At 69.9% G+C, this 24,505-nt stretch carries 25 protein-coding genes; 14 read left to right on the top strand and 11 right to left on the bottom strand.

What is annotated here, in order from left to right; translation table 11 throughout:
• Positions 1 to 49: 49 nt before the first annotated feature.
• From QM788_RS03885 to QM788_RS03860, 6 genes are all read left to right on the top strand, one after another.
• Positions 50 to 1,132: a sensor histidine kinase gene (locus QM788_RS03885; protein WP_415660140.1), complete on the top strand. Its 1,083-nt coding sequence runs from the start codon at positions 50 to 52 to the stop codon at positions 1,130 to 1,132.
• Positions 1,129 to 1,917 carry a LytR/AlgR family response regulator transcription factor gene (locus tag QM788_RS03880; protein WP_415660139.1) on the top strand — a complete coding sequence of 263 codons (789 nt, stop codon included), beginning with the start codon at positions 1,129 to 1,131 and terminating at the stop codon, positions 1,915 to 1,917. Before QM788_RS03885 ends, QM788_RS03880 begins: the two co-directional genes overlap by 4 nt.
• Positions 1,918 to 1,971: 54 nt before the next feature.
• A protein-coding gene (locus QM788_RS03875; RefSeq protein ID WP_415659828.1) for an IS5 family transposase occupies positions 1,972 to 2,782 on the top strand; the annotation gives its coding sequence in 2 pieces (ribosomal slippage) (positions 1,972 to 2,235 and positions 2,237 to 2,782; 810 coding nt in all).
• A 38-nt stretch (positions 2,783 to 2,820) separates the two neighbouring features.
• A protein-coding gene (locus QM788_RS03870) for an IS5 family transposase (RefSeq protein WP_415659828.1) occupies positions 2,821 to 3,631 on the top strand; the annotation gives its coding sequence in 2 pieces (ribosomal slippage) (positions 2,821 to 3,084 and positions 3,086 to 3,631; 810 coding nt in all).
• Positions 3,632 to 3,695: 64 nt separating this feature from the next.
• Positions 3,696 to 5,498: a glutamine--tRNA ligase/YqeY domain fusion protein gene (locus tag QM788_RS03865; RefSeq protein ID WP_415660138.1), complete on the top strand. Its 1,803-nt coding sequence runs from the start codon at positions 3,696 to 3,698 to the stop codon at positions 5,496 to 5,498.
• On the top strand, positions 5,498 to 6,487 hold the full coding sequence (locus tag QM788_RS03860; protein WP_415660137.1) for a hypothetical protein: 990 nt from the start codon (positions 5,498 to 5,500) through the stop codon (positions 6,485 to 6,487). The genes QM788_RS03865 and QM788_RS03860 overlap by 1 nt, the downstream gene beginning before the upstream one ends.
• A gap of 79 nt (positions 6,488 to 6,566) precedes the next feature.
• Here QM788_RS03860 and dbpA read toward each other — a convergent pair whose 3' ends face one another.
• Complete coding sequence (gene dbpA / locus QM788_RS03855) at positions 6,567 to 7,964, bottom strand: ATP-dependent RNA helicase DbpA (protein WP_415660136.1); 1,398 nt, start codon at positions 7,962 to 7,964, stop codon at positions 6,567 to 6,569.
• A 130-nt stretch (positions 7,965 to 8,094) separates the two neighbouring features.
• Between dbpA and QM788_RS03850 the strand changes: the two genes are divergently transcribed.
• Positions 8,095 to 8,565, top strand: a complete 471-nt coding sequence (locus QM788_RS03850) for a hypothetical protein (protein WP_415660135.1) — start codon at positions 8,095 to 8,097, stop codon at positions 8,563 to 8,565.
• A 261-nt stretch (positions 8,566 to 8,826) separates the two neighbouring features.
• Here the strand turns inward: QM788_RS03850 and QM788_RS03845 are convergent, their stop codons facing one another.
• Entirely contained in the window at positions 8,827 to 11,088 is a 2,262-nt protein-coding gene (locus QM788_RS03845) for a DPP IV N-terminal domain-containing protein (RefSeq protein ID WP_415660134.1), read from the bottom strand.
• A gap of 116 nt (positions 11,089 to 11,204) precedes the next feature.
• Here QM788_RS03845 and QM788_RS03840 point away from each other — a divergent pair, with 116 nt between their 5' ends.
• Complete coding sequence (locus QM788_RS03840) at positions 11,205 to 11,864, top strand: peroxiredoxin (protein ID WP_415660133.1); 660 nt, start codon at positions 11,205 to 11,207, stop codon at positions 11,862 to 11,864.
• A gap of 96 nt (positions 11,865 to 11,960) precedes the next feature.
• Here QM788_RS03840 and QM788_RS03835 read toward each other — a convergent pair whose 3' ends face one another.
• Complete coding sequence (locus QM788_RS03835) at positions 11,961 to 12,887, bottom strand: tRNA dihydrouridine synthase (RefSeq protein ID WP_415660132.1); 927 nt, start codon at positions 12,885 to 12,887, stop codon at positions 11,961 to 11,963.
• Positions 12,884 to 13,399, bottom strand: coding sequence for a M48 family metallopeptidase (locus tag QM788_RS03830; RefSeq protein ID WP_415660131.1), 516 nt, complete (start codon positions 13,397 to 13,399; stop codon positions 12,884 to 12,886). Before QM788_RS03830 ends, QM788_RS03835 begins: the two co-directional genes overlap by 4 nt.
• Between QM788_RS03830 and QM788_RS03825 the strand changes: the two genes are divergently transcribed.
• The 3 genes from QM788_RS03825 to QM788_RS03815 all read left to right on the top strand — a co-directional run bounded on the left by QM788_RS03825 (position 13,393) and on the right by QM788_RS03815 (position 14,652).
• Positions 13,393 to 13,671 (top strand): 2Fe-2S iron-sulfur cluster-binding protein, encoded by a 279-nt coding sequence (locus QM788_RS03825; protein ID WP_415660130.1) that lies wholly within the window; start codon positions 13,393 to 13,395, stop codon positions 13,669 to 13,671. The genes QM788_RS03830 and QM788_RS03825 overlap by 7 nt on opposite strands.
• Positions 13,672 to 13,822: 151 nt before the next feature.
• A complete protein-coding gene (locus tag QM788_RS03820; RefSeq protein ID WP_415660129.1) occupies positions 13,823 to 14,413 on the top strand; it encodes a 1-acyl-sn-glycerol-3-phosphate acyltransferase in 591 nt (196 codons plus the stop codon).
• Entirely contained in the window at positions 14,410 to 14,652 is a 243-nt protein-coding gene (locus QM788_RS03815) for a VF530 family DNA-binding protein (protein ID WP_415660128.1), read from the top strand. Before QM788_RS03820 ends, QM788_RS03815 begins: the two co-directional genes overlap by 4 nt.
• Here the strand turns inward: QM788_RS03815 and QM788_RS03810 are convergent.
• The 7 genes from QM788_RS03810 to minC all read right to left on the bottom strand — a co-directional run bounded on the left by QM788_RS03810 (position 14,645) and on the right by minC (position 19,865).
• Positions 14,645 to 15,415 carry a hypothetical protein gene (locus tag QM788_RS03810; protein ID WP_415660127.1) on the bottom strand — a complete coding sequence of 257 codons (771 nt, stop codon included), beginning with the start codon at positions 15,413 to 15,415 and terminating at the stop codon, positions 14,645 to 14,647. The two genes, QM788_RS03815 and QM788_RS03810, sit on opposite strands and share 8 nt — an antisense overlap.
• A gap of 40 nt (positions 15,416 to 15,455) precedes the next feature.
• Entirely contained in the window at positions 15,456 to 16,934 is a 1,479-nt protein-coding gene (gene tnpC, locus QM788_RS03805; protein ID WP_415660317.1) for an IS66 family transposase, read from the bottom strand.
• 111 nt (positions 16,935 to 17,045) lie between these two features.
• Positions 17,046 to 17,432 (bottom strand): IS66 family insertion sequence element accessory protein TnpB, encoded by a 387-nt coding sequence (gene tnpB, locus QM788_RS03800; RefSeq protein WP_415660126.1) that lies wholly within the window; start codon positions 17,430 to 17,432, stop codon positions 17,046 to 17,048.
• Positions 17,375 to 17,722, bottom strand: a complete 348-nt coding sequence (locus QM788_RS03795) for a transposase (RefSeq protein WP_415660125.1) — start codon at positions 17,720 to 17,722, stop codon at positions 17,375 to 17,377. Before QM788_RS03795 ends, tnpB begins: the two co-directional genes overlap by 58 nt.
• A 201-nt stretch (positions 17,723 to 17,923) precedes the next feature.
• Entirely contained in the window at positions 17,924 to 18,190 is a 267-nt protein-coding gene (gene minE, locus QM788_RS03790) for a cell division topological specificity factor MinE (protein WP_415660124.1), read from the bottom strand.
• Between the two features lie 13 nt (positions 18,191 to 18,203).
• Positions 18,204 to 19,019: a septum site-determining protein MinD gene (minD, locus tag QM788_RS03785; protein ID WP_415660123.1), complete on the bottom strand. Its 816-nt coding sequence runs from the start codon at positions 19,017 to 19,019 to the stop codon at positions 18,204 to 18,206.
• 27 nt (positions 19,020 to 19,046) lie between these two features.
• Entirely contained in the window at positions 19,047 to 19,865 is an 819-nt protein-coding gene (gene minC, locus QM788_RS03780; RefSeq protein WP_415660122.1) for a septum site-determining protein MinC, read from the bottom strand.
• A gap of 592 nt (positions 19,866 to 20,457) precedes the next feature.
• Between minC and QM788_RS03775 the strand changes: the two genes are divergently transcribed.
• The 3 genes from QM788_RS03775 to QM788_RS03765 all read left to right on the top strand — a co-directional run bounded on the left by QM788_RS03775 (position 20,458) and on the right by QM788_RS03765 (position 24,500).
• Positions 20,458 to 20,637, top strand: a complete 180-nt coding sequence (locus QM788_RS03775) for a hypothetical protein (protein WP_415660121.1) — start codon at positions 20,458 to 20,460, stop codon at positions 20,635 to 20,637.
• A gap of 36 nt (positions 20,638 to 20,673) precedes the next feature.
• Entirely contained in the window at positions 20,674 to 22,719 is a 2,046-nt protein-coding gene (gene metG, locus QM788_RS03770; RefSeq protein ID WP_415660120.1) for a methionine--tRNA ligase, read from the top strand.
• 125 nt (positions 22,720 to 22,844) lie between these two features.
• Positions 22,845 to 24,500 carry a SulP family inorganic anion transporter gene (locus tag QM788_RS03765; RefSeq protein WP_415660119.1) on the top strand — a complete coding sequence of 552 codons (1,656 nt, stop codon included), beginning with the start codon at positions 22,845 to 22,847 and terminating at the stop codon, positions 24,498 to 24,500.
• Positions 24,501 to 24,505: the final 5 nt, after the last annotated feature.

Below are 24,505 nucleotides of genomic sequence, written 5' to 3'. Positions count from 1 at the left end.
ACACCCGCTCCCGCGTGGCGGGACCGGGCAAAGGCCGAGGGGTGCATCCGTGAACCTCCTGAGCCCCCTGCGCCCCCCGGCCGGCGAATGGCGCACGCAGATCGTCGGCACCGCCGCCATCTGCCTCGTCGTGGGCCTGCTGAACGCGCTGATCCGGGGCGGCCAGCTCGGCACCAGCCTGCTGTATGCCTTCCTGATCGGCACGCAGATCTCGGCCTACATCTCGCTGCTGCACCACGCGCTGGAGCGGCTGCTGCGCCGCTGGCGCGGCCCGGCCGGCGCGCCGCCCAGCGCCTGGATGGGCTGGGGCGGGATGCTGCCCTGCATCCTGCTCGGCTCGGCGGCCGGCTACGCGGGCGGCCAGGCGCTGGCCGACCTGATCACCGGCCACCGCTCGCTGCCGCCGTGGCAGCTGTCCGACCGGCGCGTGTCGGTGTCGATGGGCCTCACGCTGCTGGTGTCGCTGCTGGCGTCGATGTTCTTCTTCGCGGCCTTCCGGCTGAACGCCGCGCGGCTGGCCCAAGCCGAGGCGCAGCGCCAGGCCGCCGAGGCGCGCCTCGCGCTGCTGCAGAGCCAGCTGGAGCCGCACATGCTGTTCAACACGCTGGCCCACCTGCGCGTGCTGATCAAGCTGCGGCCCGACGAGGCGCAGCAGATGCTGGACCGCCTGATCGACTACCTGCGCGCCACGCTGCAGGCCAGCCGGGCCACCGAGCACCCGCTGGCGGACGAGTTCGCGCGCCTGTCCGACTACCTCGCGCTGATGCAGCTGCGCATGGGCGGGCGGCTGCGCGTGACGCTGCACCTGCCGGCGACGCTGGGCGGCATCGCCATCCCGCCGCTGCTGCTGCAGCCGCTGGTGGAGAACGCCATCAAGCACGGGCTGGAGCCGCATGTGGACGGCGGCGAGCTGCAGGTGACGGCGGCGCGCCACGCCGGCCGGCTGGTGCTGGCGGTGGCCGACAGCGGCGCCGGCCTGGCGCCGGCCGGCGGCCACGCCCCCGTCGGCACCGGCTTCGGCCTCGCCCAGGTGCGCGAGCGCCTGGCCCAGCACTACGGCGACGCCGCCCGCCTCGACCTCCAGCCGCGCCCCGCGGGCGGCAGCGTCGCCCGCATCGAGATCCCCGCATGACGCCCCCCACCGCCCTGATCGCCGAAGACGAGCCCCTGCTGGCCGACGACCTGCGCGCCCAGCTGGCCGCCGCCTGGCCCGGCCTGCGCATCGCCGCCGTGGCCGGCAGCGGCACGGCGGCCGTGGCGCTGGCGCTGCAGCACCGGCCGCAGGTCTGCTTCCTCGACATCCGCATGCCCGGCCTGACCGGCCTGGAGGCCGCCCAGGCCATCACCGAGGACTGGCCGGACGAGGCCGGCGCCCTGCCCCTGTTCGTCTTCGTGACGGCCTATGACCAGTACGCGCTGCAGGCCTTCGACGCGGCCGCGGCGGACTACCTGCTCAAACCCGTCACCGCCGCGCGGCTGGCGCAGAGCGTCGCCCGGCTGCAGGCGCGGCTGGCCCGGCCCGCGCCGGCCGCGGCGGACGCCACGCTGGACTCGCTGCGCCAGCTGCTGGCCCAGGCCGTCGCGCCCGCGCCGCGGCTGCGCCACCTGCAGGCGGCCGTGGGCGATGCCGTGGAGCTGGTGCCGGTGGACGAGCTCGTCTACCTGGAGGCCGCCGACAAATACGTGCGCGCCGTGACGGCCACCCGCGAGTACTGGGTGCGCGTGTCGCTGCGCGAGCTGCTGCCGCAGCTGGACCCGGCGCGCTTCTGGCAGGTGCACCGCGGCACCGTCGTCCACATCGACGCCGTGGCCCGCGCGCTGCGGCAGGACAACGGCACGGTGCTGCTGCAGCTGCGCCAGCGGCCGGAGCGGCTGACGGCCAGCCGCGTCCACGCGGCCCGCTTCAAGGCGCTGTAGCGGGCGGCCTCCTTAGAGCGTGTTTACGATCTCATTTCCTCCGACAATTGTTGGGTGAAGAGGAAGCCGTACCCAAGCGACATCAGTCGAGAGAAGTTTGCCGAGATCGAGCCGCTGCTGCGCAGCGTTCGGCGCAGCACCAAGCCGATCAAGGTCGATCTGTACGAGGTGTTCTGCGCAGTGCTGTACCTGCTGCACACGGGTTGCCAATGGCGCTATCTGCCGCCGCAGTTCCCGAAGTGGCCCAGCGTCTATGCGTACTGGCGCAAATGGAGCGAGCCTGACCAGCACGGAGTGAGCGTGCTGGAGCAGGCTTTAAAAAAATCAGGTTGGCGCGGCCCGCGAGAGACAGGGGCGCAACGCCTGCAGCGCGTTCTTGATCGTGGACGCGCAGAGCGTGAAGAACACGGACACGGCGGGGTTCAAGGGCTATGACGCAGGCAAGAAGGTCTCGGGGATCAAGCGCCACATTGCGGTGGACACCCAGGGGCTTCCCCATGCCGTGGCGATCACGACGGCCGAAGTGACGGACCGCAAAGGAGCGCTGGCGGCATTCAAGCGCTGCAAGCCGTCGCTGGGACGGGTGCAAAGCGTGCTGACGGACAGCGGCTACACAGGCCAGCCCTTCGCGCAAGGCGTCAAGGACATCCTGGGTGAGCACGTGACGGTGCAGATCGCCAAGCGAAGCGAGTTGCACACCTTCAAGGTCATGCCCAAGCGCTGGGTTGTCGAGCGCAGCTTTGCCTGGTTGGAGAAAAACCGCAGACTGTGGAAGAACTGCGAGCGTTGGCTCAACACCAGCTTGCAGTTCGTCCATTTGGCGTTTCTGGCTCTGCTACTCAGGAGATCGTCAACACGCTCTTAGAGCGTGTTTACGATCTCATTTCCTCCGACAATTGTTGGGTGAAGAGGAAGCCGTACCCAAGCGACATCAGTCGAGAGAAGTTTGCCGAGATCGAGCCGCTGCTGCGCAGCGTTCGGCGCAGCACCAAGCCGATCAAGGTCGATCTGTACGAGGTGTTCTGCGCAGTGCTGTACCTGCTGCACACGGGTTGCCAATGGCGCTATCTGCCGCCGCAGTTCCCGAAGTGGCCCAGCGTCTATGCGTACTGGCGCAAATGGAGCGAGCCTGACCAGCACGGAGTGAGCGTGCTGGAGCAGGCTTTAAAAAAATCAGGTTGGCGCGGCCCGCGAGAGACAGGGGCGCAACGCCTGCAGCGCGTTCTTGATCGTGGACGCGCAGAGCGTGAAGAACACGGACACGGCGGGGTTCAAGGGCTATGACGCAGGCAAGAAGGTCTCGGGGATCAAGCGCCACATTGCGGTGGACACCCAGGGGCTTCCCCATGCCGTGGCGATCACGACGGCCGAAGTGACGGACCGCAAAGGAGCGCTGGCGGCATTCAAGCGCTGCAAGCCGTCGCTGGGACGGGTGCAAAGCGTGCTGACGGACAGCGGCTACACAGGCCAGCCCTTCGCGCAAGGCGTCAAGGACATCCTGGGTGAGCACGTGACGGTGCAGATCGCCAAGCGAAGCGAGTTGCACACCTTCAAGGTCATGCCCAAGCGCTGGGTTGTCGAGCGCAGCTTTGCCTGGTTGGAGAAAAACCGCAGACTGTGGAAGAACTGCGAGCGTTGGCTCAACACCAGCTTGCAGTTCGTCCATTTGGCGTTTCTGGCTCTGCTACTCAGGAGATCGTCAACACGCTCTTAGAATCCCGCCACCACGGGCCGCCCTCCCCGACGACGGCGGCCCGCTCCCATTTCCAGAGCCGACGATGAGCCCAACCGCCCCCGCTGCCGCCCCCGCGACGAACTTCCTGCGCCAGCGCATCGAGCAAGACCTCGAGACCGGCGCCTTTGCCGGCCGCCACTTCGCCGGCACCCCGGGCGACGCCGCCCACCATGCCGCCGGCCCGCTGGACGAAGCGCGCATCCGCACCCGCTTCCCGCCCGAGCCCAACGGCTACCTGCACATCGGCCACGCCAAGAGCATCTGCCTGAACTTCGGCCTGGCGCGCGACTTCGGCGGCGAATGCCACCTGCGCTTCGACGACACCAACCCCGAGAAGGAGGAACTGGAGTACGTCGAAGCGATCAAGGAGATGGTGCAGTGGCTGGGCTGGAGCTGGGGCGACAAGCTGTTCGAGGCCAGCAGCTACTTCGACTTCATGTACGCCGCCGCCGAGGCGCTGATCAACGCCGGCCACGCCTACGTCGATGAGCAAAGCGCCGACGAGATGCGCGCCAACCGCGGCGACTTCGGCCGCCCGGGCGTGGACAGCCCCTTCCGCAGCCGCACGCCGGCCGAGAACCTGGCGCGCTTCCGCGAGATGCGCGACGGCCGGCATGCCGACGGCGCGATGGTGCTGCGCGCCAAGATCGACATGGCCTCGCCCAACATCAACCTGCGCGACCCGACGCTCTACCGCATCAAGCACGCCGAGCACCACGCGACCGGCAACAAGTGGTGCATCTACCCGATGTACACCTATGCGCACCCGATCGAGGACGCGCTGGAGCGCATCACGCACAGCATCTGCACGCTGGAGTTCGAGGACCAGCGGCCCTTCTACGACTGGCTGCTCGAACACCTCGCCGACCTCGGCCTGCTGGCCCGGCCGCTGCCGCAGCAGATCGAGTTCGGGCGGTTGAACCTGAACCACGTCGTCACCAGCAAGCGCAAGCTGCGCCAACTGGTCGAGGAAGGCCACGTCAGCGGCTGGGACGACCCGCGCATGCCCACCCTCGTCGGCCTGCGCCGCCGCGGCTTCACGCCCGCGAGCCTCCGCGCGATGGTCGAGGCCACCGGCGCGAGCAAGCAGAACGCCTGGATCGACGACACCGTGCTCGACCAGGCGCTGCGCGCCGACCTGGAACCGCAGGCGCCGCGCGCGTTCGCAGTGCTGCAGCCGCTCAAGCTCAAGCTGACGAACTACGCCGAGGTGTTCGGCAGCATCGGGCACCGCGAACCCTGCGAGACCGCCGCCCACCCGCACAAGCCGGAACTGGGGGTTCGCAGGTTCTCGCTCGGCCCCGAGCTGTGGATCGAGGCCGAGGACTTCATGGAAACACCGGTCAAGGGCTACTTCCGGCTGTACCCGCCACGGCGGCAGCCTGACGGCAGCCTCAACCCGGGCAACAAGGTGCGGCTGAAGGCCGGCGTCATCGTCGAATGCACCGGCGCCGAGAAGGACGCCGACGGCCATGTCACCGCCGTGCTGGCGACGGTCATCCCCGACACCAAGAGCGGCACGCCGGGCGCGGACGCGGTGAAGGTCAAGGGCACCATCGGCTGGGTGGGCGCGCACGAGGCCGTTGCGGCCGAGGTGCGCCTGTACGAACGCCTGTTCACCGAGCCCCAGCCCGACGCCGGCGGCCGCGACTTCCTGGAATTCGTCAACCCGAACTCGCTGCGCGTCGTGCAGGGCTTCGTCGAGCCGTCACTGGCCGGCGCCGCCGCGGACCAGCGCTGGCAGTTCGAGCGGCATGGCTATTTCGTGACGGACCGCGTGGACCACCGTGCGGACAGGCCGGTGTTCAACAAGATCACGGGGTTGAAGGACGGTTTCGCGAAGTGATGCGCAAGCAGCCGATGACTGCTCTGCAGCGGTGGCGGTCATTGGCCGGCAAGCCCGCGCAACACTATGGCACCATGATGTGCGATGCAGGCGTATGCGAGCCTGTGGAAGGAAGGGTAGCTGTGCTGCCAGAGACGGCCAAGGCCTATTTTGATTCCCTATGGGCTGCTCAGTCAGCGGACGCGTGGTCAAACCTCTCGCGCCGGCAGCGCGATTTCGAGCAAGCTGAACGTGCACGTGGGCAGCGACCAAACGGATCGGGCTACGCTGCGCGCCTGTCAACGCTCTACAAGGAGGACTTGGCGCAGCGGGCCGGCACCATCGCGGAGATCTTGAAGAAGGTGCACCGGGACTTCGACTGTCCTTTGGACGAAGGTGTCTCTGAGCAACTGCGCGAGTGGGGGACCGTCGCGCTCGCTAATGCCCGCGACGGACTAGAGGGGGCCTATATGCGGCACCTGCAACGATATGGGCTCCAGGACATCCGCCCGATCGGACTGGAACATGCCTACGCGTGCGGTCAAGCTACGGTCGCCAACGTGCCGGCTCGTCAACTGTGGGAGCAGCGAAACGTTCCGGGCAAACAACCACGACGGCTGACGACGGAGGTTCCTGTGACGGTCATCAACACGTTCAACAACACAATCAACAACAGCGGAACGATTGGAGCCGTGCAGACTGGGCCAGGAGCGACGGCCAACGTTCAGCAGCAGTGGGTTCAAGGCGATTCGTCCGAACTGCAGGGCGCTCTTGCTGCCCTGCGCGACGCGCTGGAGGCCTCCCAAGATATGCCTCTGGAAGCGCGCCGAGAATTTGTCGACAACATCGACAGCGCCGTCGAGGAGTTGCAGCGCGAACGTCCAGACACGACGCGGCTGCTTGGCTGGCTGGGCGCGATTGGCGCCGCAGTGGAAACCATCGCGAACGTTCAGCCTGCGTACGAAGCCGTGAAGGCCTTGGCTCAAGCGCTGGGTATCCCGCTGCCGTAAGAGGTACGGTTTCAGGCTTCATCGCTGGCGCAATTGGTCTAGCGAAGGACCGCTTCCAGCCTGAAGCGGCCATCGACCGTCATTCCAAATCCCCCACCCGCCGCACCTTCACCTTGCGGCCCTTGAGCTTGCCCGCCGACAGCCGCCGCACCGCCTCCCGGGCAATCCCCCACTCCACCGCCACGTAGCTGTGGAAGTCGGTCACGTTGATCTTGCCGATCTGCGCGGCCGCGAAGCCGGCCTCGCCGGTCAGCGCGCCGAGGATGTCGCCGGGGCGGATCTTTTCCTTGCGGCCGCCGAGGATCTGCAGCGTGTCCATCGCCGGCAGCAGCGGGCCGCCGGGGGCGTCCTGCAGGCCGTCCAGCGGCGCCCAGGTGAACGGCTCGCCCTGCAGCTGCTCGATGCGGCCGATGCGGCCCATCTCGTCCAGGCTGGCCAGGCTCAGCGCCAGCCCCGGCGCGCCCGCGCGGCCGGTGCGGCCGATGCGGTGGACGTGCTGCTCCACATCGGCGCTGATGTCCACGTTGATGACGCAGGCCAGGTTGGCGATGTCCAGCCCGCGCGCGGCCACGTCGGTGGCGACGAGCACCGAGACGCTGCGGTTGGCGAACTGGATCAGCACCTGGTCGCGCTCGCGCTGCTCCAGGTCGCCGTGCAGCGCCAGCGCGACGAGCCCCTGCGCGGCCAGCACGGCCTGCAGGTCGCGGCATTGCTGCTTGGTGTTGCAGAAGGCCAGCGTCGATTCGGGCCGGAACGCGCGCAGCAGCCGCGGCACGGCGTCCAGGCGCTGGTCCTCGCCCACCTCGTAAGCGATCTGGCGGATGGTGGACGCGGCGGCGCGGGTGGCGCCGGCCACCTTCACCGTCTGCGGGTCGCGCATGAACTTGCGCGCGATGTCCTGCACGCCGTCCGGGAAGGTGGCCGAGAACAGCAGCGTCTGGCGCCGGGCCGGCGCGCGCCGGGCGATGGCCTGGATGTCGTCAATGAAGCCCATGTCCAGCATGCGGTCGGCCTCGTCCAGCACCAGGGTGTTCAGCGCGGCCAGGTCCAGCGTGCCGCGCTCCAGGTGGTCGAGGAGCCGGCCCGGCGTGCCGACGACCACGTGGGCGCCGTGGCCCAGGCTCTCGGCCTGCGGCTTGAACGGGCTACCGCCGCACAGGCTGAGCACCTTGACGTTGTCGGCCGCGCGGGCCAGGCGGCGGATTTCCTGCGTGACCTGCTCGGCCAGCTCGCGCGTCGGCGCCAGCACCAGCGCCTGCACGGCGGCGAGGTCGGCGCGCAGCCGGTGCAGCAGCGCGAGCGAGAAGGCGGCCGTCTTGCCGGAGCCGGTCTGCGCCTCGCCGATGACGTCGCGCCCGGCCAGCGCGAGCGGCAGGCTGGCGGCCTGGATGGGGGTCATGCGCACATAGCCCAGTTGGGCGAGGTTGGCCAGCATGGCGGGGCTGAGCGGCTGTGTCGAAAAGGCGATGTCGGTCATGCCGGCGATTGTCCGGGCTGTGACTTCCTGCGCGCTTCGCGGCGGCGCGCGGCCGGGGCTTGCAATTGGTCACATCGCACGCGGGCCGGCTCCCTAGCATCCGCGCCAGCCGCCCGCTCCGCCCGCCTACATGCCGCCCGCCACCCCGTCCCGCCCCGCCAGCCCGCCGGCCCCGGCGCAGGCCCGCGTGCTGCAGGGCGGCAGCCCGGCGCGCCAGGGGCAGGCGGCCACCACCGCCGCCACCGCCAAGGGCGTCCCTGCCCGCCCGCCTGCGCCGCAGCCGGCCGCGGCACCGCCGCAGCGGCTGCCGGGCTGGGCCCGGGGTGTCGTCATCGGCGGCCTGCTGCTCGCGGCGGGCATGCCGCTGACGGTGCTGATGTCGCGCTCGATGCTGGAGCAGGAGGCGCTGACCGACGCCAGCAACTCCCAGGCGTCCATGGTCTGCACCAGTGGCAGCGCCCGCGCGGTGGACGGCTCCAGCCTGCGGGGCTGGCTGTTCGGCGGCTCGGTCTTCAGCTGCGGCGCCTGGGAAACCCGCGAGGCGCGCCTGCAGCGCGAGCGCGACCAGGTGCACAGCAACTACATGGCACGACAAAAATGAGCCCCTCGCCCGGGCTTGCAGGCCGCGCTGCGGCAGTGCCGCAGCCTTTCGCCAGGCACACCGCGCCCACCGGGCGCGCTGTGTCCGGGCTCAGCCCCCGAGGGGGCGGCGATGCTCGCGGGGGCTGCCCCGCTCGCACATCGCCTGCGGGCCGGCTTGGGAGCGGCCCGGCGCTCGGCCCGCAGTTCGGGCGCGCTGGGCGACCTCAAAGGCTAGGTGGCTCCTGCGCCGGCTGAACGCCGAAGGACCCAGCCGCGCATTTCAGCGGGCCTGGGCCGGCCGCAGGTGCTGGTCGAAGAACGCGTCCATCGTCCGGTACAGGTGCAGGCGTGCCGCGCGGCCGGCGATGCCGTGGGCCTTGCCGGGGTAGATCTGCAGGTCGAAGCGCCGGCCGGCGTTCTGCAGCGCCTCCACCAGGCGCAGCGTGTGTTCGAACAGCACGTTGTCGTCCGCCGTGCCGTGTACCAGCAGCAGCGGCCGGTTCAGCAGCGCGGCGCGGGCCGGCAGGTTGGCGCTGGCGTAGGCGGGCGCCAACCTGCCGCCCGGGCCCGCCGGGTAGGGCAGGCCGAGGTAGCGCTCCGTGTAGGCGGTGTCGTAGAGCGTCCAGTCGGTCACCGGCGCCACGGCCACGGCGGCGGCGAAGGGGCTGGCGGCGTCCATCACGGCGCGCGCGCCCAGGTAGCCGCCGTAGCTCCAGCCGTAGAAGCCGATGCGCGCGGCGTCCACGTCCGGCACCCGGCCGGGCAGCTGGCGCACCGCGGCGAACAGGTCGGCCACCTCGACCCGGCCGAAGCCGCGCCAGTGCGCGCGCGTGAAGTCGCGGTCGCGGTGCTGCATGCCGCGGGTGTCCAGCATCAGCACGCCGTAGCCGCGCTGCTGCCAGTAGGCGATGAGCGGCATGTTGGCCCCCCAGGCCCAGCTGACGGTGGCCGCGCCCGGGCCGCCGTAGGCCAGCACGATGACGGGGTGCGGGCCGGCGCGGCCGTCCTGGGCGGCGAAGTAGAAGGCGTTCAGCGCGGTGCGGCCGTCGGCGGCGGTCAGGTCCAGCGGCTGCGGCGTGTTGGCGTAGCGGCGCAGCGCCGGGTCGGGCGGGTCGCCGGCCAGCGGGACGGCGCCGTCCTGCCCCGGCGTGCGCAGCTCCAGCCGCGGCGGCTCGCCCCACGCGGAGCGGGTGACGAGCAGGCGGGCGCAGGCGCGGTCGGCCGTGGCGTCGCGCCACTGGCGCTCGGCCGCGCCGGACAGCGGCTGCGCGCCGCCGCCGGCCAGCGGCACGCTGTACAGCTCCTGCGCCTTGCCGCGGTCGCCCGCGGCGGTGAAGACGGCGTGCTGCGCGCTGGCGCAGACGGCATGGCCCACCGGCTCGGGCATCTGCGTCAGCGGCGTGCGGGCGCCGCTGGCGCGGTCCAGCAGCAGCAGTTGGCGGCGGCCCGAGGCCTCGCTGGACCAGAGCAGGCCGCGCGGCGTCTCGATCAGGTCGTCATGCGCCTCGACCCAGGCCGAATCGGTTTCGACGGTGATGTCGCGCGCCGCGAAGGCGGGTCCGGCGCCGGCCTTGAACTCGGTCAGCGTCAGCCGCGTCTGGTCGCGCGTGAACCACTGCAGCCACGGCGTGCCGTCGCCGAACCAGCCGGCGCGGGCGATGTAGGCGGCCTCGTCCGGCAGCGGCAGCGCGCGACGCTCGCCGGTGGCGGTGTCGACGACGAAGGCGGTGACCCGTGCGTTGGCCTCGCCCGCGGCGGGGTAGCGCTGCTCGGTCAGCGTGGTGCGGTCGGCGAAGATTTGCGCGCGCGTCTTCACCGCCACGCCGGACTCATCGACGCGCAGCGCCAGCAGCGCCCCGCCGTCCCGGCGCCACCAGTAGCCGTGCTGGCGCGACAGCTCCTCGGCGGCGATGAACTCGGCCAGGCCCCAACTGACGGTGGCGCTGCCGTCCGCCGTCAGCTGCTGCGGCGTGGCGCCGGCCGCCAGCGGCAGCACGAACAGGTTGCCGTTCTGCACATAGGCCAGGCTCTTGCCGTCGGGCGCGCAGCGCGGCTCCAGCCGCGGCGCGCCGGCCGGCAGCAGCAGCTTGCGGGCCTGCGGGCCGCGCGCGGTGAGCCGCACCAGGTACAGATCGCCCGACAGCGGGAACAGCAGCGCGCCGTCGTCGCTGCCGCACCACTGGTAGCCGGTGATGCCGCGCTGGCTGATGCGCCGCCGCTCCTGCGCCATCTTCTCGGCCTCGCTGAGCTTCTGCTCGGCGCCGCCCAGCAGGTCGGCCGCGGCGACGAGCCGGCGCGGCTCGCCGCCCTGGCCGTCGGCGCCCACCGGCTGCGCCCACAGCTCCAGCACCTCGCTGTCCGCCGCCGACGGGCGCAGGAAGCTCACCCAGCGCCCGTCGGGCGACACCTCGGCCTGGCTCGGCAGGCGGCCGGCCAGCGGCGGGTCGGCGGTGATGCGTTCGAGAGACGGCGGCGCGGGCGGCTGGGCCAGGGCGGCGCTTGTGGCGCAGGCGCTGAGCAGCAGGGTCAGGGCGGTTTTCATCGCCGCATGCTAGCGGCCGGCGCGGCGCTCGGACGCGGCGCGAGCAAGCTCATGCGCCCCCGGCATTTGCACCCTTCCTATCATTCGCGCTCCCCTTTCACGCCATGGAGAGCCCCATGTCCCTGCGCATCAACGACATCGCCCCCGACTTCACCGCCCAGACCACGCAAGGCGAGATCCGCTTCCACGACTGGATCGGCGAGCAGTGGGCCATCCTGTTCTCGCACCCCAAGGACTTCACGCCGGTCTGCACGACGGAGCTGGGCTACATGGCCCGCATCGAGCCCGAGTTCACGAAGCGCGGCGCCAAGCTGATCGGCCTGTCGGTGGACCCGGTGGACCAGCACCACCGCTGGGCCGCCGACATCGAGGAGACGCAGGGCCACCTGCCCAAGTACCCGATGATCGGCGACCACGACCTGAACGTCGCCAAGCTCTACAACATGCTGCCGGCCGACGAGGCGGGCTCGTGCGACGGCCGCACGGCGGCGACGAACGCGACGGTGCGCTCGGTCTTCATCATCGGCCCGGACAAGAAGATCAAGCTGATGCTGACCTACCCGATGACGACGGGCCGCAACTTCGACGAGATCCTGCGCGTGCTGGACTCGATGCAGCTCACCGCGAAGCACAAGGTCGCCACGCCGGTGAACTGGCGGCCGGGCGACGACGTCATCATCACGCCGGCCGTCTCCGACGAGGACGCGAAGACGCTGTTCCCGGCCGGCTGGAAGACGCTGAAGCCCTATCTGCGCGTCACCAAGCAGCCGGAATGACGCCTCTCGCCCGGTCTGGCAGGCCGCGCTGCGGCAGTGCCGCAGCCCTTCGCCAGACGGGCCGGCTTGGGGCGGCCCGGCGCTCGGCCCGAAAACTCACGCGAACAACCGCCGCGCCAGTTCATCGGCCGCGTTGACGATGCGCAGCTCCGCATACGCCGCCTCGGCCTCCGGGTAGGCGCGCTTCAGGTAGTGCAGCCACTGCTTGAGCCGCCCGCCCTGGTGGCGCGGCGCGACGGTGGCGCGCACCTGGTCGAAGAACAGCCGCATCAGCGGCAGCAACTGGCCCCAGGGCAGGCGCTCGCCACGCAGGCCGGCCACGCGCAGCGCGAGGCCAGGGTCGGCCACCATGCCGCGGCCCAGCATCAGGTGCTCGCAGCCGCTGCGCGCGCGGGCCAGCGCGGCGTGCTCGACGGTCCAGATCTCGCCGTTGGCGATGACGGTGGCCGGCACCGCCTCGCGCACGGCGGCGATGCGCTCCCAGTACGCGGGCGGCTTGTAGCCGTCGGCCTTGGTGCGGGCGTGGACGACGATCTCCTGCGCGCCGGCCGCATGGATGGCGCGGGCCACGTCCAGCGTGCGGCTGTCGTCCAGGTAGCCCAGGCGCATCTTGGCCGACACCCTCACCTCGGCCGGCACCGCGCGGCGCACCGCGGCGACGATGGCGTGGATCAGCTCCGGCTCGTCCAGCAGCACGGCGCCGCCGCGGTGGCGGTTCACGCATTTGGCCGGGCAGCCGAAGTTCAGGTCGATGCCCTCGGGCTTCAGCTCGGCCAGGCGCGCGGCGTTCTCGGCCAGGCAGGCCACGTCCGAGCCCAGCAGCTGCGGATGCACCGGCACGCCGGCCGCCGTGCGTCCGCCGTGCTTCAGCTCCGGCACGATGCGCGTGAACACGCGGCTGGGCAGCAGCTGGTCGGTCACGCGGATGAACTCGGACACGCAGCGGTCCACGCCGCCGATGCGGGTCAGCACGTCGCGCAGGTTGTGGTCCAGCAGGCCCTCCATGGGCGCGAGCAGGATCATGGGCGCGCCTCCAGGTGCATCAGGTAGAGCCGCAGGTCGAACTCCAGCTGGAAGTAGTCCGGCTCCATGTGCCGGCACAGCGCGTAGAAGGCCTTGCCGTGGTCCAGCTCGCGCAGGTGGGCCAGCTCGTGGACGACGATCATGCGCAGCAGCGCGGCGGGCGCGTCGCGGAACAGGCTGACGATGCGGATCTCGCGGCGCATCTTCAGCCGCGCGCCCTGCACCTGCGTGCGGCGGGTGTGTGTGCCGAGCGCGTGCTGCAGCACGCGCAGCTTCGCGTCGTAGCCGACGAAGTTCAGCGGGCCGGCGTTGCGCAGGTGGCGGGTCTTCAGCTCGTTCACGTAGTCGAACAGGGCCGCGTCGCTGCGCACCTCATGGCGCTCGGGCAGGCGGCGTTCCAGGTAGCCGGCCAGCCGGCCTTCGCCGCGCAGCGCGTCGGCCTGCGCGACCAGTTCGGGCGGGTAGCCCGCGAGGTAGCGGACGGCGGGGCTGGCAAGATCGGGCGATGTCATTGGAGAAGTTCAAGGTGCGGGTCGAGCCGCAGGGGGCCATTTTCGACTGCGCCGCCGACCAGCCCCTGTTGCTGGCCGGCCTGGCCGCCGGGGTCGCGCTGCCCTGGTCGTGCCGCAACGGCAGCTGCCGCAGCTGCATCGCCCGCCTCGTGGACGGCCGCATCGAGCACCGCATCCCATGGCCGGGGCTGTCGGCCGAGGAGAAGGCCGAGGGCCTCATCCTGCCCTGCGTGGCCGAGCCGCGCAGTGACCTGACGCTGCGGCCGGCCTGAGACGCCGTTCCCGGCGAGGATGAATCCACAGCGCCTGTGGACAAGCCCGTGAACAGCCTGCGGGCGGGCGCCGCAAGTGGCTGGCGCCGTATGGCTTTTCTTGCGCTGCCTCAGATTGAGGCAGCGCCGCCGCACGGGAGAATCCCCGCCCATGCACCGCACCATCTTCACCACCCCCGTCGTCAGCACGCTGCTGCGCCGGTTCTCGCTCGCGTGGCTCCGGCTGGCCGGCTGGACCGTGCAGGGCACGCTGCCGGCCGAGGCGCGCAAGAGCGTCTTCATCGCCGCGCCGCACACCAGCAACTGGGACCTGCCGAACACGCTGTTCGCCGCCTTCGCGCTGCGGCTGACGCCCTACTGGATGGGCAAGGCCTCGATCTTCCGCTTCCCGTTCGGCGGCCTGATGCGCTGGCTGGGCGGCATCCCGGTGGACCGCAGCAAGTCCACCAACCTCGTCGCCGCGTCCGCCGAGGCGCTGCGGGCGGCGGACGGCCCGGTGCAGCTCATCGTGCCGCCCGAGGGCACGCGCAGCAAGACCATCTACTGGAAGACGGGCTTCTACTGGATCGCCGTGACGGCCCAGTTGCCCATCGTCATGGCCTACATGGACTACCCACGCAAGCTGGCAGGCCTCGGGCCGCTGTTCACGCCCACCGGCGACGTGGAGGCCGACATGGCCGAGATCAAGCGCTATTACGCGCAGTTCAAGGGCCGGAACTCGGACCAGTTCACCCACGAATGAACGGCCACAACGATCCCCTGCACGGCCTCACGCTCGAGGCCATCGTGACCGCGCTGGTCGAGCATTTCGGCTGGGCCGAACTGGGCCGGCGCATCGAGATCAAATGCTTTCGCATCGATCCCAGCGTGGCGTCGAGCCTGAAGTTCCTGCGCAAGACGCCATGGGCGCGCGCGAAGGTCGAGAGCCTTTACCTGTTCATGCGCCGCGAGCAGGCGCGCAGCGCACGGACGGCTACTTGACCTCGTAGGCCACCGCCCCCGAGGTCAGGAACTCGGCGGCCGCGCCGCTGGACGTCGTTCCGGTAGCGCGGAGGATGAAGTTGCCGTAGTAGCTCCCCGCAGCCACGGCCTGGCCCTCGATGCGCAGCGTGGAGGGCCCCACGGCGGTGAACTTGACGCCGCCGTTGCCGCCGTTGTCCTCGATGTGCCAGTGGGTCGTCCGCGGCGGCAGCGTCACTGGCAAGTCCTTGACCACGGCCGTGGCAGGCGTACCGCTCAGCGCATACGGCGCAAGACCCGGACCAAAGCCCTGCACTCTCAACCCCGGTTCCACCTTGTAGCTGTAGGGCATCAGGATGGGTGTACCCGCGAAAGGCTGGTTGCACTTCGCGTCAAGGCAGACGGACACCTGGACCGACGACTTGAAATCGCCCACGGGCATGTCGTAATCGGTCGCGCCGTACGTGGCGCTTTCGTAGAAGAGCCTCAGCCTGTAATGCGTCGATGAGTCCGGTATCAGCACCGCATTGTTGAAGATGCCGTTCGGATCGTTGACGACCACGTAGACCTGCTTGCCGCTCAGCGTCGCCAGGTCTCCCGTGACGTCGGCCTCGATGTCGGCCTGCGGCAGTGCCGCGCCGAATTGGTTGCCGATCATGCGCTCGCCCGAGACCGTCGGCAGCTTGACACCGCTCAAACCCACGGCCACGGGCTTGGCTGCCGCCTCCGGCGCTGCGGTGCCGGCACTGCCGCCACCACCGCAAGCAGCCAGCGTCGCGGCCACGTAAGCGGACGGTGAACCCGTCTTGACGGCGGAAGTTCTGTCAGCCGTGTGCTGGCGTCACGGTCCAGCGATGCGGCAAGAGCTCGTCGATCCGGCTGGCCGGCTGCAGTGGCAGGCGCTCGAGCACGTCGCGTAGATACGCATACGGGTCGTGCCCATTGATGCGTGCCGAGTGCAGCAGGCTCATGACGGCCGCAGCCCGCTTGCCGGCGCGCAGGCTGCCGGCGAAGAGCCAGTTGGACCTGCCCAGAGCGATGGGTCTGATCTGGTTTTCTACCCAGTTGTTGTCGATGGGCAGGCGCCCGTCGTTCAGGTAGCGCGTTAGCGCTTCCCAGCGTCGTCGGCTGTAGTCGAGGGCCTTCGCAGTGGCTGAGCCGTCCGGCACCTTCTGCCGGTGCTCGTCGAGCCACTGTTTGAGCGCATCGGCGACAGGCTTGGCTCTCTCAAGTCGCAGGGCTCGCCGGTCGTCTGCGTTCAGGTCTGCAGCGTCGCGCTCGACGTCGTACAGCGTCTGGAAGAACTTCAGCGCCTGCTCGCCCACCTTGCTCTGGTGGTTGGCCCAGAGCTCGTGGAACTTGCGTCGCGCGTGGGCCATGCAACCGACCTCGGTTACGCCCATGTCGAAGCACTGCTTGTAGCCGCTGAAGTCGTCCACCACCAAGCTGCCCTTCCAACTGGTATCCGTGCCGAGCTGCAAGAAGTCCCGCGCGTTCTGACCACCGCGGGTCTCGGCGAAGTTGAAGACCACCGCTCTGACGTCGTGGAACTGCGTCGTGCACCAGCTCCACATGTAGGCTCGGTGAGTCTTGCCCTTGCCAGGCCTGAGCATCGGCACTGGTGTTTCGTCGGCATGCAGCACCGGGGCCTTCAGCAGCTCCGCTGTCAGCGCGTCCACCAGCGGCTGCAGCTGCACGCCGCATTCGCCGACCCACTGCGCGAGGGTCGACCGCGCGATGGCCATGCCAGCGCGTTCGAAGATGGCTTCCTGGCGGTACAGCGGGAGGTGGTCGAGGTACTTGGCCACCAGCACCTGAGCGAGCAGCCGTGTCGTGGGGATGCCCTTGTCGATGATGTGCGGGTCCATGGGCGCCTGCATCAACGTCTCGCACTGCGCGCAGACCCACTTGCCCCGGACGTGGCGCTCGACCGTGAAGACGCCCGGGGTGTAGTCCAGCTTCTCGCTGATGTCCTGGCCGATGCGCTTCATCGTGCAGCCGCACTTGCACGTCGTGCTGGCCGGTTCGTGATGTACATCGTGGCGCGGCAGGTGAGCCGGCAGCGGGGCCCGCTTGGGCTGGCGCTTCTCGCCGTCAGGCTTGTGGGGCTGGGCGTCCTCAATCTCGCGCGCCACCGCCGCCAGGTCCATGTCGAACGTCTCGTCGAGCAGGCTCTTCTGCTCCGGCGTGTAGGCCTCGCTCTGCGCCGCAAACTTCAGTCGCTTGAGGACCGCGTTCTCGTGGATCAGCTTGTCGATGAAGGCCTGCTTGAAGGCCAACTCGGCGCGTGCCGCGCGCAGCATCTGACGCAGTTGCTCAGGTTCGGCGGTGTCGAGGGGGTCAGCAGCGATCACGGGGATTGATCGTGCCGACGACAGCGCTCCCGCGCCATCCGTGGATGCCGCAATTGCTGTCTACAGCAGGGTGATGACGCCGGCGTCGCCGACGCGCTGCCACGGCAGGCCGAGGACGAGCGCATTGAGCTGCTCCGTCGTGAGCGTCAGCGTCCCGCCGACATCCCGGGGCCAAACGAACTTGCCGCTGTTGAGCCTGCGAGCAGCGAGCCACACGCCGATGCCGTCGTGCACGAGGACCTTCATGCGGTTGGCACGGCGGTTGGCGAAGAGGTAGGCGTGGTGCGGCCTGGCGGCGCCGAAGACGTTGACCACGCGGGTGAGCGCAGTCTCGGTTCCAGCTCGCATGTCCAGCGGCTCGACCGCCAGCCACACGGCGTCAACGCGAATCACCGCAGCAGCTCGCGAGTCCAGGCAGCGAGCTCCGCTACAGCGCTCAGAGGCCATGTGACGGTGATGGTGACCGCGCCCCGTTTGAGCTCGACGCGAAGGTCCACCGGTGCCGCAGCAGGTGCAGCCAGGCCGGGAAGCGGCAGTGCAACGAACTCGCTCGTCACCGCGAGCCCCTCGTGCGAGCCGCTGCGAGAGAGCTGCCTCCAGCGATGAACGACGTTGGCATTGATGCCATGAGCCAGCGCTACCTGGGCCACCGATGCGCCTGGCTCTGCGCATTCGGCCAGCACCAGCGCCCGCTTCGTCGCGCTGTATCGCCGCCGCGTTTTCTTCTCGCTTGTCATGCGTCCACCTCAGTGATGTGGACAGCATCCTTGTCGTAGGCGACTGCTGGTTCAAGATGCCTTTGCCGGACGCATACGCGGCCACGCACAAGGCGCCGCTCAAGCGGCTCGTCTTTGTCTTCCTCATCGCTCCTCCCTGGGTTTTGTTCATTGGCTTGTGCGGCCAATGCTGCGGCTTGCCGCCGCCTGACGAGGCCGCAGTCAGCGGCCGGCCGCCGTTTCCGGCAGCTCGATCTTCACTTCCAGCACCTCCAGGTCGCCCTGGCGCTCCATGTGGACCTTGATGTCGTCCGGGTTGATGGACACGTATTTGCTGATGACGTCCACCAGCTCGCGCTGCAGCTGCGGCAGGTAGTCGGGGCTGCTGCTGCGGCCGTTGCGCTCGTGCGCGAGGATGAGCTGCAGCCGCTCCTTGGCGACGCTGGCGGTGCTCTTCTTTTCGCCGAGGAAAAAGTTCAGGAATCCCATCGCAGGCCTCCGCTCACTTGCCGCCGAAGACGCGCTTGAACCAGCTCTGCTTCACGGCCTCGGTGAAGCGCATGGGCTTGTCCTCGCCGAGGAAGCGCGCGACCACGTCCTTGTAGGCCTCGGCCACGTCCGAGCCCTGCATGTGGATGGCCGGCAGACCCTGGTTGGACGCCTGCAGCACGCTCTCGCTCTCCGGGATGACGCCGATCAGCGGCGTGCGCAGGATCTCGTGGATGTCGTCCAGGCTCAGCATCTGGCCGCCCTCGACGCGGTTCGGGTTGTAGCGCGTGATGAGCAGGTGCTCCTTGACGGGCTCGCCGCCCTCGATCGCGCGCTTGGTCTTGCTGGACAGCATGCCGAGGATGCGGTCGCTGTCGCGCACCGAGGAGACCTCGGGGTTGGTCACGACCAGCGCCTCGTCGGCGTAGTGCATCGCCATCAGCGCGCCGGTCTCGATGCCGGCCGGCGAGTCGCAGACGATGTAGTCGAACTCCATCTCCTTCAGCTCGTTCAGCACGCGCTCGACGCCCTCCTGCTTCAGCGCGTCCTTGTCGCGCGTCTGCGAGGCGGCCAGGATGTAGAGCTTGTCGAGCTGCTTGTCCTTGATGAGCGCCTGCGTGAGCTTGATCTCGTCGTTGACGACGTTGATGAGGTCGTACACGACGCGGCGCTCCACGCCCATGATGAGGTCGAGGTTGCGCAGGCCCACGTCGAAGTCGATGACGCAGGTCTTGTAGCCGCGCATGGCCAGGCCGGTGGCGAAGCTCGCGCTGGTGGTGGTCTTGCCGACCCCGCCCTTGCCGGAGGTGACGACGACGATCTTGGTCATCTGGTGTTTCCTTGCGTTGAATGCGGTTCAGGCGGTGAGCGGCTGCAGCAGCAGCTTCTCGCCCTGGAGTTGCACCTGGGCCGGCTTGCCCGCCACGTCGGCCGGCAACGGGTTCTCGGCCGTGCGGTAGATGCCGGCGATGGCCAGCAGTTCGGCCTCCAGGCTCTGCGTGTAGATACGGGCCGAGGTGTCGCCGCGCGCACCGGCGATGGCCTTGCCGCGCAGCGGCGCATAGACGTGGATGCTGCCGTCGGCGATCACCTCGGCGCCGTGGCTGACCACCGCCAGCACGACCAGGTCGCCGCCCTTGGCGTAGACCTGCTGGCCGGAGCGCAGCGGCTTGTCCACCACCAGCGTCGGCGCGGGCGCGGCGGGGCGCTCGACCAGCTTCTCGACGACGACCTCGCGCACCACCTCCACCGGCGCGGCGGCGGCGCGCGGCTCGGCGCCGATGGGCTCGTCAGCCGCGTCGGCCAGGCCCAGCTCGTGCGCCAGCGCCAGCTCATCGGGCGTGGCGCCGGCCACGGCCACCGGCTGCAGCTGGCTGGCGCGCAGCAGCGCGACCAGGGCGCGCAGGTCCAGCGGCGGCGGGCCGTCCAGCGCGAGCGGGGCCTGGCTGTCGGCCGGCGCCACGGGCCGCGGCAGCTGGCCCAGGTCGATGACGACCGGCTCGTGCTCGAAGCCGCCGGCGCCGGCGCGCTGCGCCCAGTCGGCGGCGATCTCCGCCATGTCGGCGCTGTGCAGCACCAGGCCCAGCAGGCTGAAGCGGCGCGACTTCAGCTCGAAGGTGCCGGCGCGTGACGCGCCCCTGCCGCGCCCGCCGCTGTCCCTGGTCGTCTCCGTCATGCCCCGCTGCCGCCCGTTCAAAAGGCCGCGAGTTTAGCCGGCACGGCCGCCTCAAAAACAGGCAGCCCAGGCCCGGCGGCGGCCGATCAAGCACTTAGCGCCGCTGTCGGCAGCCGGCCCACAGAGTTGTCCACAGTTCGCGGGGACAAATCGGCCGCCAGCCGGCCCAAAACGGCCCGAAACCGCCTCGCGCTGTCCTCCAGAGGCGTGACATGCGGCCGTCGCGGCTTGACTTATCCCCATCTCCGGCAAACGTCAAGTGTTTTGGCGGGCCCGCCCCCGATTGCCGTGGGGCAGCGCCACCCAGCCGCTAAGTTGTTGATTCATATAGCAACGACCCGGTTGCTCAAAAAATGGGCAACCTAAGCAGAGCCGCATCACACAAGGGCTTGGCGGCGATGGCGGGGGGTTCTCCACAAAGTTTTCCACAGACTCGGTGGATAGCTTGGCGAATTCTTACGAATCAGTGACTTAGCCGGCTTCCTTGAGGCGGTCTGTAGCTTTCGGTGCCAAGTGCGCGCACGGCAGGCGCGGGGCGCCCGGTTACATTCGACCCGCCCGCAACTGGCGGGCGCTCCCAGGAGAACCGCCCTTGGCCACGCCCAACTACAGCTACGAGAAACGCCAGCGCGAGCTGGCCAAGAAACGCAAGGCCGAGGAAAAGCGCCAGCGCAAGCTGAGCGGCAAGCCGGACGCCGCCGACACCGCCGAGCCGCCGCCCGAGGGCGAGGCCGACGCGCCGCCGGCCGACGCGGCCGAGCCGCAAACCTAAAATCGCCGGTTTTCCCGCTCCGCCGCAGCCGCTTCCATGCCCCGCCAGCTCTTCGTCACCACCGCCCTCCCCTATGCGAACGCCGGTTTCCACATCGGCCACATCATGGAGTACACCCAGGCCGACATCTGGGTCCGCTACCAGCGCATGGCGGGCGCGCAGGTGCACTTCGTCGGCGCGGACGACGCCCACGGCGCGCCGATCATGATCGCGGCCGAGAAGGCCGGGATGACGCCGCAGGACTTCGTCGCCGGCATCGCCGCCGGCCGCCGGCAGTACCTGGACGGCTTCCACATCAGCTTCGACAACTGGCACTCGACGGACGGCCCGGAGAACCACGAGCTCTCCCGCGCCATCTACCTCGCGCTGCGCCGCAACGAACTGATCGCCACCAAGACCATCGAGCAGTTCTTCGACCCGGACAAGGCGATGTTCCTGCCGGACCGCTTCATCAAGGGCGAGTGCCCCAAGTGCGCCGCCAAGGACCAGTACGGCGACTCCTGCGAGGTCTGCAGCGCCGTCTACGCGCCCACCGACCTGAAGCACCCCTACTCGGTGCTGTCCGGCGCGACGCCGGTGCTGAGGAGCAGCGAGCACTACTTCTTCAAGCTCAGCGACCCGCGCTGCGTGGACTTCCTGACGCGCTGGACGCAGGAGCCCGGCCGCCTGCAGCCCGAGGTGCTGAACAAGATCCGCGAGTGGTTCGAGCCCGACGAGGACGGCAACAACCGCCTGAGCGACTGGGACATCAGCCGCGACGCGCCCTATTTCGGCATCGAGATCCCGGACGCGCCGGGCAAGTATTTCTACGTCTGGCTGGACGCGCCGATCGGCTACCTCGCGTCGCTGAAGAACTACTTCGCCAAGACGGGCCGCGACTTCGACGCCTTCATGGCCGACCCCGCCGTCGAGCAGGTGCACTTCATCGGCAAGGACATCACCTATTTCCACACGCTGTTCTGGCCGGCGATGCTGCACTTCAGCGGCCGCAAGACGCCCAACCACGTGTTCGTGCACGGCTTCATGACCGTCAACGGCGGCGAGAAGATGAGCAAGAGCCGCGGCACCGGGCTGGACCCGCTCAAGTATCTGAGCCTGGGCCTGAACGCCGAATGGCTGCGCTACTACATCGCCGCCAAGCTGAACAACAAGGTCGAGGACATCGACTTCAACCCCGAGGACTTCGCGGCCCGCGTCAACAGCGACCTGGTCGGCAAGTACGTCAACATCGCCTCGCGCGCGGCCGGCTTCCTGGCCAAGCGCTTCGACGGCCGCCTGAGCGCCGACCTGGGCGCGCAAGGCCGCGAACTGCTGGATGCGCTGCGCGTGGACAGCGGCGCGATCGCCGAGCTATACGAAACCCGCGAGTTCGGCAAGGCGCTGCGCGAGATCATGGCGCTGGCCGACAAGGTCAACGAGTTCGTCGACCAGCACAAGCCCTGGGAGCTGGCCCGGCAGGACGGCATGGACGCCGCGCTGCACGAGGTCTGCAGCGTCTGCATCGAGGCCTTCCGGCTGCTGACGATCTACCTCAAGCCGGTGCTGCCGGCACTGGCCACGCAGGTCGAGGCCTTCCTGAAGATCGAGCCGCTGCAGTGGCGCGATGCCGCCCGCGCGCTGGGCACGCACCAGATCGGCGCCTACCAGCACCTGATGCAGCGCGTGGACCTCGCCCGGGTCGAACAGCTGTTCGAGGCGCCCGCGCCCATCAAGGTGACGCCCGGCGGCGAGGACATCGCCGCCGAGATCAAGATCGACGACTTCGCCAAGGTGGACCTGCGCATCGCCAGGATCGTCAAGGCCGAGCCCGTCGAGGGCTCGGACAAGCTGCTGCGCCTGACGCTGGACGCCGGTGAAGGCCGCATGCGCAACGTCTTCAGCGGCATCAAGAGCGCCTACAAGCCGGAAGACCTCGAAGGCAAGCTCACCGTCCTCGTCGCCAACCTCGCGCCGCGCAAGATGAAGTTCGGCGTCAGCGAAGGCATGGTGCTGGCGGCCAGCCACGGCGACGAGAAGGCCCACCCCGGCCTCTTCGTGCTGGAGCCCCACGCCGGCGCGCAGCCGGGCATGCGGGTGCGCTGAAACCATGAGCGCGCCGCGCTGCCCCCTCGGCCCGTCGCGGCGCCGCCGTTTCATCGCCCAGCGCTACCACTGCGGACCTCCGGGCACGACGCATCCCGCGTCGTGTTCCACCCCCTGGAGGTCCCATGCCCCTGCCCCGACTGCATCCCTTTCGCCCGCGCAGCCTCGCACTGCTGGCGGGCGGCTACACGCGCGAGCGCCTGCTCGCTGACGTCGGCGCCGGCCTGACCGTCGGCATCGTCGCGCTGCCGCTCGCGCTGGCCTTCGCGATCGCGTCCGGCCTGCGCCCCGAGCAGGGCCTGGCGACGGCCATCGTCGCCGGCTTCCTGATCTCGCTGCTGGGCGGCTCCAGCGTGCAGATCGGTGGGCCGGCCGGCGCCTTCATCGTCGTCGTCTACGGCATCCTGCAGCGCCACGGCCTGGCCAACCTGCTGCTGGCGACGATGGGCGCGGGCCTGCTGCTGCTGGCCATGGGCGCGCTGCGCCTCGGGGTGCTGGTGCGCTACATCCCGGTGGCCATCGTCACCGGCTTCACGAACGGCATCGCGGTGCTGATCGCGCTGGCGCAGCTGAAGGACTTCCTCGGCCTGCGCATCGCGCACATGCCGGCCGATTTCTTCGGCCAGCTCGGCGCGCTGCGCGCCCACCTCGGCAGCCTCGAACCGGCCGCGCCGCTGCTCGCCACGGCCTGCATCGCCGTCGTGCTGCTGTGGCCCAAGAACATCGCCCAGGGCCGGCCGCTCACCGGCATCCGCCGCTGGCTGGCGCTGCTGCCGGGCACCGTCGTCGCGCTGGCCGGCGCCACCGCCGCGACCGCGCTGCTGCAGCTGCCGCTGGACACCATCGGCAGCCGCTTCGGCAGCATCCCGCGGTCGCTGCCGCCGCTGGCCTGGCCCGAGCTGAGCTGGGGCAGCGCGCAGCAGCTCGTCATCCCGGCCGTGACGCTGGCGCTGCTGGGCGCGATCGAGTCGCTGCTGTGCGCGCGCGTGGCCGACAAGCTGACGCCCGACCTGCCCCGCCACGACCCCAACCAGGAGCTGATGGCGCAGGGCGTCGCCAACCTCGCCGCGCCGCTGTTCGGCGGCCTGCCGGCCACCGGCACCATCGCGCGCACCGTCACCAACATCCGCGCCGGCGCGGGCAGCCCGGTGGCCGGCCTCGTCCATGCGCTGACGCTGCTCGTCATCCTGCTCGCGGCCGCGCCGCTGGCCGTGCACGTGCCGCTGGCGGCGCTGGCGGGCATCCTGCTCGTCGTCGCCTGGAACATGGGCGAGTGGCACGAGTTCGCGCGGCTGCGGCGCTTCAACCTGACCTACCGCACGCTGCTGCTGTCCACCTTCGCGCTGACGGTCGTGGCCGACCTGACGGTGGCCGTCGAGGTCGGGCTGATCGGCGCCTGCGTGTTCTTCGTCTGGCGCATGAGCCAGCTGTTCACGCTGCGGCGCGTCGAGGATCAGCCGCTGCCGGACGGCGCGGTCGCCTACGAGCTGTACGGCGCGCTGTTCTTCGGCGCCGTCGGCAAGCTGGAACCGCTGCCCGAGCAGCTGCCGGCCGGCACGCGCGCGGTGGTCTTCGAGATGCACCGGCTGATCGTCATGGACACCTCGGGCGTCGAGGCGCTGCGCGAGCTGCACCGCGCGCTGGCCCGGCGCGGCGTGGCGCTGATCCTGGCCAACGTGAACGCCCAGCCGCTGAGCCTGCTTCAGCGCTCGGGGCTGGCCGAGGAACTGGGCGAGGCGGGCATCCTGCCGTCGCTGGCCGAACTAAAATCGCCGGCCTAGTTGGA

Origin of the sequence: Roseateles sp. (assembly GCF_047654785.1) — a bacterium.
Taxonomy (GTDB): domain Bacteria; phylum Pseudomonadota; class Gammaproteobacteria; order Burkholderiales; family Burkholderiaceae_C; genus Pelomonas.
The sequence above is the reverse complement of the archived record's forward strand: the minus strand, read 5'-3'. Positions and strand labels throughout refer to the sequence as shown.

Excerpts from the sequence above, each read along its gene's own strand:
- minD (WP_415660123.1), bottom strand. The coding sequence starts at position 19,019 with ATGACCAAGATCGTCGTCGTCACCTCCGGCAAGGGCGGGGTCGGCAAG.
- QM788_RS03860 (WP_415660137.1), top strand. The coding sequence starts at position 5,498 with ATGCGCAAGCAGCCGATGACTGCTCTGCAGCGGTGGCGGTCATTGGCC.
- QM788_RS03840 (WP_415660133.1), top strand. The coding sequence starts at position 11,205 with ATGTCCCTGCGCATCAACGACATCGCCCCCGACTTCACCGCCCAGACC.
- QM788_RS03850 (WP_415660135.1), top strand. The coding sequence starts at position 8,095 with ATGCCGCCCGCCACCCCGTCCCGCCCCGCCAGCCCGCCGGCCCCGGCG.
- QM788_RS03865 (WP_415660138.1), top strand. The coding sequence starts at position 3,696 with ATGAGCCCAACCGCCCCCGCTGCCGCCCCCGCGACGAACTTCCTGCGC.
- dbpA (WP_415660136.1), bottom strand. The coding sequence starts at position 7,964 with ATGACCGACATCGCCTTTTCGACACAGCCGCTCAGCCCCGCCATGCTG.
- minC (WP_415660122.1), bottom strand. The coding sequence starts at position 19,865 with ATGACGGAGACGACCAGGGACAGCGGCGGGCGCGGCAGGGGCGCGTCA.
- minE (WP_415660124.1), bottom strand. The coding sequence starts at position 18,190 with ATGGGATTCCTGAACTTTTTCCTCGGCGAAAAGAAGAGCACCGCCAGC.
- tnpC (WP_415660317.1), bottom strand. The coding sequence starts at position 16,934 with ATGCTGCGCGCGGCACGCGCCGAGTTGGCCTTCAAGCAGGCCTTCATC.
- QM788_RS03765 (WP_415660119.1), top strand. The coding sequence starts at position 22,845 with ATGCCCCTGCCCCGACTGCATCCCTTTCGCCCGCGCAGCCTCGCACTG.
- QM788_RS03795 (WP_415660125.1), bottom strand. The coding sequence starts at position 17,722 with ATGACAAGCGAGAAGAAAACGCGGCGGCGATACAGCGCGACGAAGCGG.
- QM788_RS03820 (WP_415660129.1), top strand. The coding sequence starts at position 13,823 with ATGCACCGCACCATCTTCACCACCCCCGTCGTCAGCACGCTGCTGCGC.
- QM788_RS03880 (WP_415660139.1), top strand. The coding sequence starts at position 1,129 with ATGACGCCCCCCACCGCCCTGATCGCCGAAGACGAGCCCCTGCTGGCC.
- QM788_RS03845 (WP_415660134.1), bottom strand. The coding sequence starts at position 11,088 with ATGAAAACCGCCCTGACCCTGCTGCTCAGCGCCTGCGCCACAAGCGCC.
- QM788_RS03835 (WP_415660132.1), bottom strand. The coding sequence starts at position 12,887 with ATGATCCTGCTCGCGCCCATGGAGGGCCTGCTGGACCACAACCTGCGC.
- QM788_RS03815 (WP_415660128.1), top strand. The coding sequence starts at position 14,410 with ATGAACGGCCACAACGATCCCCTGCACGGCCTCACGCTCGAGGCCATC.
- QM788_RS03830 (WP_415660131.1), bottom strand. The coding sequence starts at position 13,399 with ATGACATCGCCCGATCTTGCCAGCCCCGCCGTCCGCTACCTCGCGGGC.
- QM788_RS03825 (WP_415660130.1), top strand. The coding sequence starts at position 13,393 with ATGTCATTGGAGAAGTTCAAGGTGCGGGTCGAGCCGCAGGGGGCCATT.
- metG (WP_415660120.1), top strand. The coding sequence starts at position 20,674 with ATGCCCCGCCAGCTCTTCGTCACCACCGCCCTCCCCTATGCGAACGCC.
- tnpB (WP_415660126.1), bottom strand. The coding sequence starts at position 17,432 with ATGGCCTCTGAGCGCTGTAGCGGAGCTCGCTGCCTGGACTCGCGAGCT.